The sequence below is a fragment of the Pectobacterium peruviense genome, assembly GCF_003312355.2.
GTDB lineage: Bacteria > Pseudomonadota > Gammaproteobacteria > Enterobacterales > Enterobacteriaceae > Pectobacterium > Pectobacterium peruviense.
On the sequence record NZ_CP161826.1, the window covers coordinates 1,671,632 to 1,684,385 of the forward strand.

The 12,754-nt window shown below is 48.0% G+C and carries 13 protein-coding genes; 7 read left to right on the forward strand and 6 right to left on the reverse strand.

Features of this window, described 5'->3' with window-relative positions; genetic code table 11:
• The first annotated feature begins 17 nt into the window (after positions 1-17).
• Positions 18-851 carry a uroporphyrinogen-III C-methyltransferase gene (cobA, locus tag DUT67_RS07570; RefSeq protein ID WP_113626166.1) on the forward strand — a complete coding sequence of 278 codons (834 nt, stop codon included), beginning with the start codon at positions 18-20 and terminating at the stop codon, positions 849-851.
• A gap of 182 nt (positions 852-1,033) precedes the next feature.
• Entirely contained in the window at positions 1,034-1,966 is a 933-nt protein-coding gene (locus DUT67_RS07575) for an Rpn family recombination-promoting nuclease/putative transposase (protein ID WP_048259508.1), read from the forward strand.
• Between the two features lie 89 nt (positions 1,967-2,055).
• On the opposite strand, the gene DUT67_RS07580 is transcribed toward DUT67_RS07575, so the two are convergent.
• The 3 genes from DUT67_RS07580 to DUT67_RS07590 form a co-directional block, all read right to left on the reverse strand.
• A complete protein-coding gene (locus DUT67_RS07580; protein ID WP_113626167.1) occupies positions 2,056-2,520 on the reverse strand; it encodes a DUF1456 family protein in 465 nt (154 codons plus the stop codon).
• An 84-nt stretch (positions 2,521-2,604) separates the two neighbouring features.
• Entirely contained in the window at positions 2,605-3,126 is a 522-nt protein-coding gene (locus DUT67_RS07585; protein WP_048259510.1) for an acireductone dioxygenase, read from the reverse strand.
• A 76-nt stretch (positions 3,127-3,202) separates the two neighbouring features.
• On the reverse strand, positions 3,203-3,508 hold the full coding sequence (locus DUT67_RS07590) for a helix-turn-helix transcriptional regulator (protein WP_048259511.1): 306 nt from the start codon (positions 3,506-3,508) through the stop codon (positions 3,203-3,205).
• A gap of 87 nt (positions 3,509-3,595) precedes the next feature.
• Here DUT67_RS07590 and DUT67_RS07595 point away from each other — a divergent pair, with 87 nt between their 5' ends.
• A complete protein-coding gene (locus DUT67_RS07595; RefSeq protein ID WP_048259512.1) occupies positions 3,596-4,684 on the forward strand; it encodes an NADH:flavin oxidoreductase/NADH oxidase in 1,089 nt (362 codons plus the stop codon).
• Between the two features lie 400 nt (positions 4,685-5,084).
• Here DUT67_RS07595 and DUT67_RS07600 read toward each other — a convergent pair whose 3' ends face one another.
• Positions 5,085-5,978 carry an NAD(P)/FAD-dependent oxidoreductase gene (locus DUT67_RS07600; protein WP_113632570.1) on the reverse strand — a complete coding sequence of 298 codons (894 nt, stop codon included), beginning with the start codon at positions 5,976-5,978 and terminating at the stop codon, positions 5,085-5,087.
• 121 nt (positions 5,979-6,099) lie between these two features.
• Here DUT67_RS07600 and DUT67_RS07605 point away from each other — a divergent pair, with 121 nt between their 5' ends.
• Positions 6,100-6,738, forward strand: a complete 639-nt coding sequence (locus tag DUT67_RS07605; protein WP_113632569.1) for a TetR/AcrR family transcriptional regulator — start codon at positions 6,100-6,102, stop codon at positions 6,736-6,738.
• Positions 6,739-6,887: 149 nt separating this feature from the next.
• On the opposite strand, the gene DUT67_RS07610 is transcribed toward DUT67_RS07605, so the two are convergent.
• Positions 6,888-7,790 (reverse strand): LysR family transcriptional regulator, encoded by a 903-nt coding sequence (locus tag DUT67_RS07610; RefSeq protein ID WP_113632568.1) that lies wholly within the window; start codon positions 7,788-7,790, stop codon positions 6,888-6,890.
• 137 nt (positions 7,791-7,927) lie between these two features.
• On the opposite strand from DUT67_RS07610, the gene DUT67_RS07615 reads away from it, so the two are divergent.
• From DUT67_RS07615 to DUT67_RS07625, 3 genes are all read left to right on the forward strand, one after another.
• Complete coding sequence (locus DUT67_RS07615; protein ID WP_113632567.1) at positions 7,928-8,674, forward strand: SDR family oxidoreductase; 747 nt, start codon at positions 7,928-7,930, stop codon at positions 8,672-8,674.
• Between the two features lie 78 nt (positions 8,675-8,752).
• Positions 8,753-9,427 (forward strand): glutathione S-transferase family protein, encoded by a 675-nt coding sequence (locus DUT67_RS07620; protein WP_113632566.1) that lies wholly within the window; start codon positions 8,753-8,755, stop codon positions 9,425-9,427.
• A gap of 688 nt (positions 9,428-10,115) precedes the next feature.
• Positions 10,116-10,526, forward strand: a complete 411-nt coding sequence (locus tag DUT67_RS07625; protein ID WP_223254625.1) for a DUF2971 domain-containing protein — start codon at positions 10,116-10,118, stop codon at positions 10,524-10,526.
• Between the two features lie 288 nt (positions 10,527-10,814).
• On the opposite strand, the gene DUT67_RS07630 is transcribed toward DUT67_RS07625, so the two are convergent.
• On the reverse strand, positions 10,815-12,161 hold the full coding sequence (locus DUT67_RS07630) for a radical SAM protein (RefSeq protein ID WP_113632564.1): 1,347 nt from the start codon (positions 12,159-12,161) through the stop codon (positions 10,815-10,817).
• Positions 12,162-12,754: the final 593 nt, after the last annotated feature.

Genomic DNA, 12,754 nt, shown 5'->3' on the forward strand with positions numbered 1-12,754 from the left:
GCGTAATGAGGTGTGACATGATGACAACACAATCAATATTGGCGAAGGGCCAGCGGCGTCAGCCCGTACTCGGCGGTGAAATCTGGCTGGTGGGGGCAGGGCCGGGTGATGCGGAACTGTTGACGTTGAAGGCACTGCGGGCAATCCAGCAGGCGGATGTAGTGGTCTACGATCGGCTGGTATCGGCGGAAATTATGGATCTGGTACCGGAGTTGGCGCTGTGTATTGACGTCGGTAAAACGCGTGGTTGTCACCGCCTGTCACAGGAAAAAATCAATCAGCTGTTGGTCGAGCTGGCGCAGGCTGGGCAGCGGGTGATCCGTCTCAAAGGTGGCGACCCGTTTATTTTTGGGCGCGGTGGTGAAGAGATGGACTATGCCCAGCAGGCGGGGATCGTCTGTCATGTGGTGCCCGGTATTACTGCTGCGACAGGCTGTGCGGCGGCTGTAGGACTACCGCTGACACATCGAGCTTGTGCGCAGTCGGTGCGTTTCGTGACCGGCCATTCGCGCGACGGCGAGCCGCAACTGGACTGGCCGACGCTGGCGGACAGCCAGCAAACGCTGGTGTTTTATATGGGGCTGAGCCACAGCAGTCGGCTGTGCCAGCGTCTGATCGAACATGGGCTGTCAGCGCAGACACCGGTAGCGATTATCGAACGTGGCACGCAGCCCGATCAGCGATTACTGACTGCAACGCTGATGACCTTACCAGCGTTGCTGGCGCGCTATCAGCCACAGTCGCCTAGCCTGTTGGTGGTCGGGGATGTTGTCCGTTTCTGCCGTCACTCTGCGCTGCGTGTTGAAGCGACTCCCGCACTGCTGACGATGGAAAAACATGAAGCCGCCTGACAGCAACAGATTCCTTATTACGGTTAGCGCCTCATTTTGAACGTGAAGTACTTTTTAACGTGAAAGAACGTGTTTTTCTTCGAGGCGCTTTCCACTTCCTACCTTGTTTTCTGTTTTGATATCGCATCCCCATTATTCTCCCCACTGAGTTTTAGACAGTGTCTGACAAGGAAGGGGACGAAATGCCATCGCACGATGCGATCTTTAAACAATTTCTGAGCGACATCGCAGTCGCACGGGATTTTCTGACTATCCATCTACCGGATAAAATTCGTGAGCGATGTGATTTCAACACGCTTCAACTAGAGTCTGCGTCGTTTATCGATGAAAAACTGCGTGCGCGGATATCGGACGTGTTGTATTCACTGCGCACCACTGCGGGTAAAGGATACATTTACTGTGTGATCGAACACCAAAGTCGCCCAGAAAAGCAGATGGCTTTCCGGCTGCTTCGCTATTGTCTGGCTGCCATGCAGCAGCATCTGGATCAGGGGCACGATCGCTTACCGTTGGTGGTGCCGTTGCTGTTTTACCACGGCAGATCGCGGCCTTACCCTTATAGTCTACGGTGGTTGGACAGTTTCGCCGATCCTGTATTGGCACAAGCGCTGTATGAACAGCCCTTTCCGCTGGTCGATTTAACCGTCATGTCGGATGATGAAATTCGAACGCACCGACGGGTGGCGTTGTTGGAACTGGTGCAAAAACATATTCGTACCCGCGATATGCTGGAGTTGGCGCGCGAGATTGGGTTATTATTTGAACGCTGGGCGGTACCGCTGACGCAGCGCCGAGCGATACTATTCTATATTGCACAAACGGGAAGCACATCCAGACCCGCAGATTTCATTGACGCACTGGCTGCACCGCTATCAACCGGTCAGGAGGACATTATGACGATTGCAGAACAATTGAAAAAAATGGGATTCGATGAGGGAATCCAACGCGGTATTCAGCAAGGATTGGAGCAGGGAATGAAAAACAGTGCTAGGCAGATTGCGCGTAATTTATTGCTAACGGGGATGGATAAGAGCAGCGTGCAACAGGTCACTCAGATTGATGACGAAGAACTGGATCAACTGGTAACGGCTGTCCTGCATGAAACTCAGCATTGATACCGTACTAAAAACGGAGCGTTGTCAGTGCCTTTTACGGGGAAAGGCCAGTCGGGCAACGCTCACGTCTTTTCGTCAACGGGATGTTTTTAGCCTTTGCGTACCCGCGCGGTCAGCCCTTTTAGAAAGTAGCGGATAACCTGATCGCCGCAGGTGCGGTAGTTTTTGTGCTCAGGCGCGCGCATCATCGCAGTCACTTCCGGTAGTGAAACTCGAAAGTTTTGTGCCAGCAGGATAGCCTGAATATCATCCGTTTTGAGTGAAAACGCGACACGCAGTTTTTTCAGGATAATGTTATTCGTCATCTTGCGCTCAAACTGCGGCGCAGGCTGGTTTTCATCTTGACCGCGTTTTTGCAGAATCAACCCATTCAGGAAATAACTCATCACGATGTCCGGGCAAGGCTGATAGCCTTCCTCTCCCTCTTTTTTGACGTAGCTCGCCAACTGCTGGGGAGGGACGGTCATCTCCACCAGCGCCAGAATCTTCAGCAGGTGGTCATTATTGAAATTCAGCATATAGCGCACGCTGCGCAGGACATCGTTATTCATCATTACTGAGGGGATCTCGCCATTCGTCTTGGTACAAAACGCACAGTATAAAGGGAACGGCGAAGAAATGCAGAAACGATCGTGGAATTAGTGGAACGTCTCCCGTCCGGTAAAGTGTCCAACCCAACCTTCTGGATTGGTAAAAATACGGATCGCGACAAAATCAGGAAATTCACCGCAGTCAAACCAGTGTGGCGTATTGGCTGGGACGCGCAAGAGGTCGCCTGCTTCACAGGTAAGTTGAAAAACCTGTTCGCCAATCGGTACAAAGAACGATCCGCTACCGCGTACGAAGAAACGAACCTCATCTTCACTGTGCGTGTGCTCCTGAAGAAACTTCTCTCGTAATGCCTTTCTCTCTGCGTGATCTGGCGTCAGGCTAATCACGTCGGCGGAAGTGTAGCCTTCTTGCTGTTTGAGGCGCTCAATATCGGCATGATACTGCGTCAAAATGGTTTCGCTGCTAGCGTCGAGTGGAGGCGCCTCGGCCTGCCAATGCTCTAGCTGAATACCAGCGCCAGCAAGCAGTGACGCAATATCATTAAACGCGGTGAGCTGCTGGACGGGTTGTGTGGTGTGTGGTCGGTGGTAAATCGATAGCGTTGTCATGGCTGTTTTTCCCTTAGGTATAGAATGTTAACCATTCACTTTATAGGGATAAAAAACAAGATGCTTTTTTTATAACTTATTCCGCCGATTGCGACAGGATGGCGTCGAGCAAGCCGGGGAAGCGCTGTTGCATTTCGCTGCGGCGTAGTCGGTTGATGTGCGTGGTGCCGCTGTTGGTGGTATGCAGCAGGCCTGAATCGCGTAAAACGCGAAAATGGTGTGACACGCTGGATTTCGGGCGACCTGCGTCGAGTTCGCTACACGTTGCTTCTTCTTGTACGGATAGACAACGCACAATCGCTAAGCGCAACGGATCGCTCAAGGCGTACAGGACGCGCTCAAGAGTAAATTCTTCAGGGGACGGGTGCTTAAAAGGTCTCATAGATGAATTATAGCGATAGGGTTGTCTAAAATCCATTGTTCGATTAATATCGAATTATCGAAATTAACAGATGAAATAGGAAATGTTATGTCCGCACTATTCCAGCCTTTCAAACTGAAAGATATTACGTTACGTAACCGTATTGCCGTTCCGCCGATGTGTACCTATTCCGCGACTGATGGCCTGATCAACGAATGGCATGAAGTGCATTATGCGTCGCTGGCGCGCGGTGGAGCAGGGTTAGTTATCGTTGAAGCGACGGCGGTTGCTCCCGAAGGTCGCATTTCTCCGCGCTGTACCGGAATTTGGAACGATGAGCAGGCACAGGCGTTTGCCAAGGTTGCCAAATCTATTAAGGATGCAGGCTCTGTGCCGGGTATTCAGATTGCACACGCTGGACGCAAAGCCAGCGCTAACATCCCTTGGGAAGGTGATGACCATATCCCCGCGGGTGACCCGAGCGGTTGGCAGACGATTGCTCCTTCCTCAGTGCCTTTCGGTGCGAATTTGCCTAAGCAGCCGCAAGAAATGACGCTGGAAGATATCGCCCGCGTCCGTGATGACTTTGTCGCTGCCGCTCGCCGTGCTTTGGACGCTGGGTTTGAATGGCTGGAGCTGCATTTTGCTCATGGCTATCTGGCACAGAGTTTCTTCTCCGTTCACTCCAACAAACGCACCGATCAGTACGGCGGCAGTTTTGACAACCGTAGCCGTTTCCTGCTGGAAACGCTGGCTGCTGTTCGTGACGTTTGGCCACAACACCTGCCGCTGACTGCCCGTTTCGGCGTGATTGAATTTGACGGCCGCGATGAAGAAACGCTGCAAGAATCCATCGAACTGACGCGCCGCTTCAAAGCCGCAGGGTTGGATATGCTGAGCGTTAGCATTGGTTTCTCTACGCCGGAAGCTAACATCCCGTGGGCTCCAGCCTTTATGGGACCGATTGCTCAGCAGGTGCGTGAACAGGCCGATCTTCCTGTGTCCTCCGCGTGGGGCTTCGGGACGCCGGAATTGGCTGAGCAGGCTGTGGCATCGGGTCAGTTGGATTTGGTGATGGTAGGAAAAGCACATTTGGCGAACCCGCACTGGAGCTATCAGGCTGCACGCGAACTGGGCATCGATCGCGCCTCGTGGACGCTGCCAACACCTTACGCTCACTGGTTGGAACGTTATTAATCACTGTTATTGCTGGTCAATATTTCTGTGGCAGCTATACGTATTCCAATATAAGCAATAGTCGGGTTTCGTGGCGATAAGCAGTGGAGTTTTTCTGTAGCACTGATGCCACGCCCGACTTAGGGTGCCCAATCGCAGGCACCCTAATAACTCGTTTTTTGGCGATAATGCTTCCCCTCCGATGCCCATGCCCGTCTTCCGAACCGTCAGCGACGCGATCCCGTTGAGTGGACACTTTCGTTGCTCCGCGTCATACCTAGTCTGGCAGACTGCTTTGTCCGAAACGGACGTTGGAAGTCAGTGTCATTAATGATGTCAATGCTGGGCGAGAGACGCTCGTTTCTTTTTGGCTTGATAGCGATATCTCGTCAGAAAAGGTATTACTCCGACGTGAGGTTTCTCAGCTCAGCATCGACTGCTGGGCGAAGATACCCGCCATCGCGCCTTGCCATGTTGCTGTGGTGACCGAGGGGATGCCGGGGTTGGCAAGGTCACCGGCGGCGTAGATGCCTGGCATGCTGGTTTCGCGGCGCTCGTCGGTCTTGAGGGCGATGCCGGTTGGCGTATTGACCGTGGCGAGGCCCAGTGTGTCATGAAGGCTTGCGGACGGCCTGTTACGCGGATGCGCGAATAGGACATCGACTGCGACATCGGGGCCGGTATCGATCTTGATGGTGGCACTATGGCTTCCGTGACGTGCGATTTCGGTGATCCGGCCATCAACGAGAGGGACCTGACGGGCCACCAGATCGGCGCGTATGTCGGGGGTGATGTCGTGACCATTGCCGAAGACAGTCAACCTGTCGGTCCAGTCATGGAAGAGCCTGACCTGATTGTGCGACTGTGGGCCAGACCAGACGAGGCCCCAATGCTGGTCGGCGATTTCAAAGCCGTCGCAATAGGGGCAGGGTATGATGGACGTACCCCAGCCTTCAGCAAAGCCAGGAATATCAGGCATCTGGTCAGCAACGCCATAGCTCAGGATCAGGCGTCGCGCCCTCAGGCTTTCGTTATCGTCAGTGACGACGCAGAAATCGTCGATGGTGCCGGACACGCTCTCGGCCCGCGCATTGACCAGCCTGATCGTTGGATAGCGCGCCAACTGCTGCCGTGCCTCGACCAGGATGTCCAGCGGCGGTTTGTGATCGTGGCCAAGCACACCATGCGAATGGTTGGCAAAGCGATTGCGCTGTCGGCCAGTGTCGAGGACTGTGACCTTGCGACGGGCACGTCCAAGCTGCAGGGCGGCGGCGAGGCCGGCAAAGCTGCCGCCTATGATGATGACGTCATTCATGGTGATGGGCTCCGTGTTTTGGATGGAGGGATATGGGCTCGGCCTGGCGCACCTTGCATATTTATAAAACTACGTGGTATCCTAATTAATGAATTAGGATACTGTCAAGGACTGTATTTTCGTGACCAATAAAAACAGCCAGACTCGGCGGGGTCGGCCCGTCAACGAGGCGCTTGGCCAAACAATTGTCGACGCCGCGTCCGAACTCTTTGTGGAATTGGGATTTCAAGCGACGACATTGGACAAAATCGCCCAGCGAGCGAAGATATCCAAGCTCAGCATCTATCGGCACTTCGATAACAAGGAGGCGCTGTTCAGTGCGGCTATCGTGGCCGGGTGTCATCAGTTGTTTGCACCACAGGCTCTTCTTGAAGGCGTCGACGGTTCGGTTGAAGATCAACTGATGGCGGTGGGATCATTACTGCTTCGCACGCTGTTGAGATCAGACGTTAGTAGTGTCGAAGCCATGGTCATGGCCGACAAGACGAATCAAAAGTCGTTAAGCAAGCTCCATTACGAAGCCGGCCCTGCTCATGTCATCGCCCAAATCGAGGCCCTTTTGCGTCAGTTGCACGCGAAGGCGCTTCTGAACGTTCCCGATCCTCTCCAGTCCGCTCGCTTGTTTGCCGCGCTTTTCAAAGGCTCCGACCTTCTGATGATCGCGCGCTTCGATGAGGCCAGAGCAGAGGATGACAACGAAATCGAATCTTATTGTCGGTCGGCCGTCGCGATGTTCATCGCCGCGCACGGTGGCATCTAGGGTACGCTATCGCGGCTGTGATCTTGCCACATATTCCCGGTTCCATCCTGGTCGTAACGTAACGCCCAGGCGTGATGCATTTTCGCGGCTTCAAACCGTCTGAACTCCCGAAGGTGTGAATCGCCATGGGTTTAACAGACACCTCAGGCTCATTTCATTGAGTTGTAAACTTTGAAGGCGGGATTTTTTTCAAAAATTTCAGCAACAAAATCCATGAACACAATCGCCCGTTTTGGTAAAAGTCGATTAGCAACATAAACGGCTTGAATGGGAACGGGCGGCGCAGTGTAATCAGTCAGCAATAATTGTAAGTTGCCATTTTCCAGTCCCTCCTCGAACAGCCATTCTGGGCCCTGTGCGATCCCAACCCCTGCATTGACAAATTTCTGTACTGCTTCTGGTGAATTGACCCTGAGCCGACCAGAAATAGGCACATTGATATCCTGAAATCTCCAGGTAGCTCCCGTTGTTAGCAAGGTATAGATCAAACAATCATGCTTTTTTAAATCCTCTGGGGTAGTAGGGGTTCCGTGTTTAGCTAAGTACTTGTTACTGGCAACACAGACTCGCTCATACATGCCAAGTCTGCGGACACGCATAGCACTGTCCTCCAGGTGTCCAATGCGGATTGCCAGCTCAGCCCCTTCATCAACGAGATTGATATAGCGGTCATTAATCTGTAGTTCGAGTGTTAGCTCAGGGTAGCGTTCTAAAAAATCTGGGATGTGCGGGACTAAGAATGTGTGAGCCAATGCTGTGGGGCAAGCAACGCGTAATAGCCCTGTGGGTGTAACATTTTCTCTGAAAGAAGACTCTGACTCTTCGACGGCTTCCAGAATACGCCTTGCTTCCAAATAATAACGTTCTCCTTCAGGAGTTAGGGAAAGCTTGCGGGTTGATCTGTGAAGTAATCGGGTCTGCAAATGCTCTTCGAGGGTTGCAACATGACGACTCACGTTCGGTTGCCCTAAGCCTAAATCCCTACCGGCTGCGGAAAAGCTGCCTGTTTCAGCGGTACGCACAAAGCATGTCATCAAAAGTAATCTATCCATCCTAAAACCCATTTATGCTTTTAATGCATGAAACATATTTAAAAATACAATCTTATCACTATATGAGCATGAGTTTATAGTGGCTATCAAATCGGTCATTCGCCGATCGGTTGTTAAAACTAACAGGAGATTTTTACATGTCTAGATTACAAGGTAAACGCGCACTGATTACTGGTGGAACAAGTGGTATTGGTCTTGAAACAGCGAAGCTGTTTGTTGCAGAAGGTGCACGCGTAATTGTTACTGGTGTTAACCCGGATTCTATCGCAAAGGCGAAAGTGGAACTGGGTAATGATGTGTTGGTAGTGAGCGCTGATTCCGCTGATGTGAACGCACAGAAAGCGCTGGCTCAAACGGTTAAGGAACACTTTGGTGAACTGGATATCGCTTTCCTGAATGCGGGTATATCAATGTATATGCCAATCGAGGTATGGACAGAAGAGATGTTCGATCGCATTTATGATATCAACGTTAAAGGTCCTTACTTCCTAATGCAGGCGCTGCTGCCAGTGTTCGCAAGCTCTGCATCAGTGGTCTTTAATACGTCTATAAATGCTCACACCGGACCTGAGAACTCTTCCGTTTATGGCTCAACCAAAGCGGCATTGCTGAACATGTCAAAAACACTTTCTAACGAGTTACTTTCTCGTGGGATCCGTATCAACGCAGTGAGCCCTGGCCCTGTTGATACACCGCTTTACGATAAGGCGGGGATTCCAGTGGAATATCATGATCAAGTGATGAAAGAGATCGTTGCAACCATCCCAGCAGGTCGTTTTGGTAAACCTCAAGAAGTCGCGCAAGCGGTACTTTACTTTGCATCTGATGAGTCTGCCTGGACCGTGGGTTCAGAAATCATCATCGACGGCGGCGTTTCAATCTAAGCCACCAAAATAAGATTTACAGTTCATCAAGCCGCCATCTTTTATGGCGGCGAGCTATCATTTTATCTGGAGTTTGAGATGTCTACCCATGACCTAACACTTATTAGCCACCCACTATGTCCCTTTGTGCAGCGTTCAGCGATCGTTCTTCTGGAAAAAAATGTGTCATTTGAACGCGTAAATGTAGACTTATCGGCGAAGCCTGATTGGTTTCTTGCTCTGTCGCCCACTGGCAAGGTGCCGCTACTTAAAGTGCGTCAGGCAAACGGCGAAGATGCCATTATTTTCGAGAGCATGGTGATCTGCGAGTACCTTAATGAAACGCAAGACGGTGATCCGATGTATGTTGACGATGCATTAGTAAGAGCCAGACAGCGCGCATGGATCGAGTTCTCTACATCAATGCTTGGAAATGCATGGCAATTTTTAAATGCGACTGATCAGGTCATTGCAGACAGCAAACGCGCGGTGTTCCGTGAGCAGCTTGAACGTATTGAATCTGAATTGAGCTTAGGGCCTTATTTCTCTGGTGCCGAATTCAGTATGGTTGATGCGGTCTACGCTCCTATTTTTCGTTACTTCTCCATCATCGATGCATCAGTATCTGAGGCGATTTTTGAGGGACTTCCGCGTACTTCCGCATGGAAAGCCGCACTTGCGAAAAGGGAAAGCGTAAAAGCCGCGGTATCATCAGATTATGCAGAACTTTTCCAAAATCATCTTCGTCAGCATTCTGCCATTCTCGCTGCTTGAAGATATTAACAAGGGAAACCGTGACCTGCTCCCCGTTGATTAACACACTGCAATGTTAGTAATTTCTCCATCAACTGAGAGAACAATTTTGAACTTCCACTCTTCGCTCTCTGCAGTCCTTCAGCGTCACGTGTTTGTCTGCTGTGTGCCAGCAGCGGACATTATTAACCTAATTCAAAAGGACTAATGTACTACGACAATGAACCCAGTTCGTATGTTTGAAGAATGTAAGTCTAAATGCATTTTTTTTCATGTGCGAACCCACTAATGCATTGATTGTAATGATAGATTTAGTACTGGTGTTTCAGATGCTAAAGTTGCTTCATTGATAATGAAGACAATATGAGAACGCGAGTGATACATCCTGAAATTACATCTCTATTCAGGTACTGCCCTATTGGTAAGAATCAATTGAGTGCTCTTGCGCAACGGAAAATTTGGTACTCAAAATCGGCAGAATTTAATGATCCTTTTGACACTAAATTTAGTGTCAGGGGAAAGAAGTATGTATTCGAACAGGAAATGGACTCTAAAAAATCATCTGCTATTTTTCATGAAGACATGTCTGATGCGATGGTTTTTAGTAAAAGATCTCTTGACGAGCTTTTGCGTAACTTCGAGAAAGGTATAGAAAGGTATAGAAAGGTTAGGTATTCTTTCATTATCAAGTAGTAATAAGAGCTTACTGATGTGGTCGCATTATGCTTCTGAACATAAAGGTATGTGCTTAGAATTTGAACGCCTTCATAATACAGCATTAGCAGACAATGAAAAAACCAAGCCTATGAGTTACAATGATAATTATCCTTCGATAAATGCGCCTTCAATTTTAAATGAAGAATATTCGTTATCTAATAAAATAAGAATATTACACACAAAATCTAAAAATTGGGAATGCGAACAGGAGTGGAGGCATATAGTTGAGCAAGGTAATGAATTACATCCTTGTCCAGCTGCTTTAACTTCGGTCTATTTTGGATGCAAGGTAGATATGTCAGATATACATTTGGTAAACAGTATCATTCCTGACTCAAATGTTAAATACTACAAAGGTAATTTGCATAGCGACAAATTCGATATTTATTTTAAATCGGTATAACCGCTTAAAAATAATTCATATTCGCTGATTGTAGTCTGTAAGTAACTCACAGTTCATTTCAGACAGTGCCACAACTTGTGGGCTGGTTAGTGCTGTGAGTTCAACCGATGGATGCAACACACTATTGAACCGCTCTGCGGGTGATTCATAGTCTAGCGTTTTTCTCGGCCTCTCGTTGAGCTGTCTGGCAACACTGTCTGAACTCACAGCCAGAAACGGACGTACATAGCCCGAGAATGTATCAGGTGCTGCCAACCATCAATAGTGGAGTATTGAAGTTGCGGGTGATTAATCACACCTAAAACTATAACTACCTTGTTCAATCGAAACTTCTTTTTTAAATTGCTCAAATGTGTAATTTCGTGGATAGTAAGAGAATGCTTTTAAATTAAAAAACTGCTCCATCGTCATAAACTCTTTAGAAAGTTTTTTTGCTTCATCTACGGCTTGGTGATAGGTCAATGTGTTACTAAGATTAAAATTTGTAACGCCGAGAAAACTCTCTTCATGACAGATGGATGCACCAAGTTGACAAAGATCGTCAATGAATTTCTGTTTGTTGTGATCCCAGCCAAATGCAGATACCACACCACACGAAACACCGTAAATATATTCCCTGTGTGCGTTTAACCAATTACGAGTTTCAGCTATGGTGGTTTCATTTTCCCCAGCATAAAACATAATATTCACTTTGGTTTTTATTTTATGCTCATGACAAAGTTTCAACAAACTGGATGCACGTTCTAAATAATTTTCTGGTCTTGGTGATTTATTCATCTTGCGTAACTGCTCTAGACAGGCACTCTCTAGGCCAAGATCTATTACGCCCATTCCAGCTTCAGCCATTAGCGGGATAATCCTGTTTGGCAGGGAGTCAACTCGGCATTCAGCTCGCCAAAAGAAAAATTTTTGATGTTTATTACGGGCGTTGATTAGTTTTTTCAACCATTCTTCTGTAGGCGTAAACAGAGAGGCTTCGAAATAAGGAGTCATAACTCTAAAATCATCCACGAGCAATAACTCATTATATTCTTTCAAAATCCATTCTGGTGATTTTAATTCTTTTAATGGCTCATCTTTTTCTTGGCAAAAAACACAACCTTTGCCACAACCTCTGGAAACCTCAATGCTTGGTTGATAATATTGGCGATCATTTAGTAGTGCATAATTAAGGGCGTGATGGCTATAGTCATTATTGTCAACTATATTTGTAAGGGTTGTAAGGATTTTATTCTCACCTAGGCCTGTAATTATCTCATCCGCATAAGGGAGTTCAGCCTTTAAACTATCTTCATCACCATCAATTACCCAACGGCCTCCAATGAAGATTTTATTATTTATTTTCTGTCTTATGAGAAAAGTAAGTTCTTTTGTCCACGTTAAAGCGTAGTAGCTTGGTATAGATATATAAACAGGATGCTGTGTTTTTAATAACCCATTCGAAATTAATATATCAAAGAATTCGACTGGCGATGTGAAGTTGCCATGAAAAACAAGAGAATTATAGCCAGCATTATTTACAACAGTGGCTAAAGAAAGAAGCCCATAATTGAGGTACATATTCCTCTGATTGGAAACACTTTTCCCTTTCTTTGTTTTCAGTTGCCCTGCGGAAATAAAAAAAACAAAACTCATTTATTTTGTCTATTTTAAATGGAATTTATTAGGTATTAGTATAATGTCGAAAGTTGTAGATGCTCAAGACAATTAGTTATAAAAACATTGATTTTAATCAACTAAATAAAACCTAATTGATTTATATAGATGCATATTCTCATACCACTTTAGGCCTGAACTATTATGTCCCCATCCCGTTGATCACTGACCTTCAGCATTACGGGAACGATATGAACATCTATGGACATCAACTTTCTCGTCAGTAAGACTCTCAATGGCCTCTATTGTGTCTGGAACGCCATGCGAAGCCATGCAAGTTAAACAATTTCCACCACAATCAAAATCTGGTGTTTTGCTCATTGGCTGGACACAGGTCTGGCAATTGTTCACTTTCACTGGAAATGACATCCTTTTTAAGTTTTCAGTTATATGTTGCCTAACATACCACGGTTAAGTCCGCTCCTCGCTCTCAGCAGACCTTCAGCGTCACGTGCTTGTCCCCTGTGTGCCAGAAACGGACGTCGCTGACATCGCGAAGAGAGAATCATCTGCGGGCAGGTGGTTAAGGTGTAATACCTTGGTTTTACCCACACTTTTCTGTGTGAAGAGGC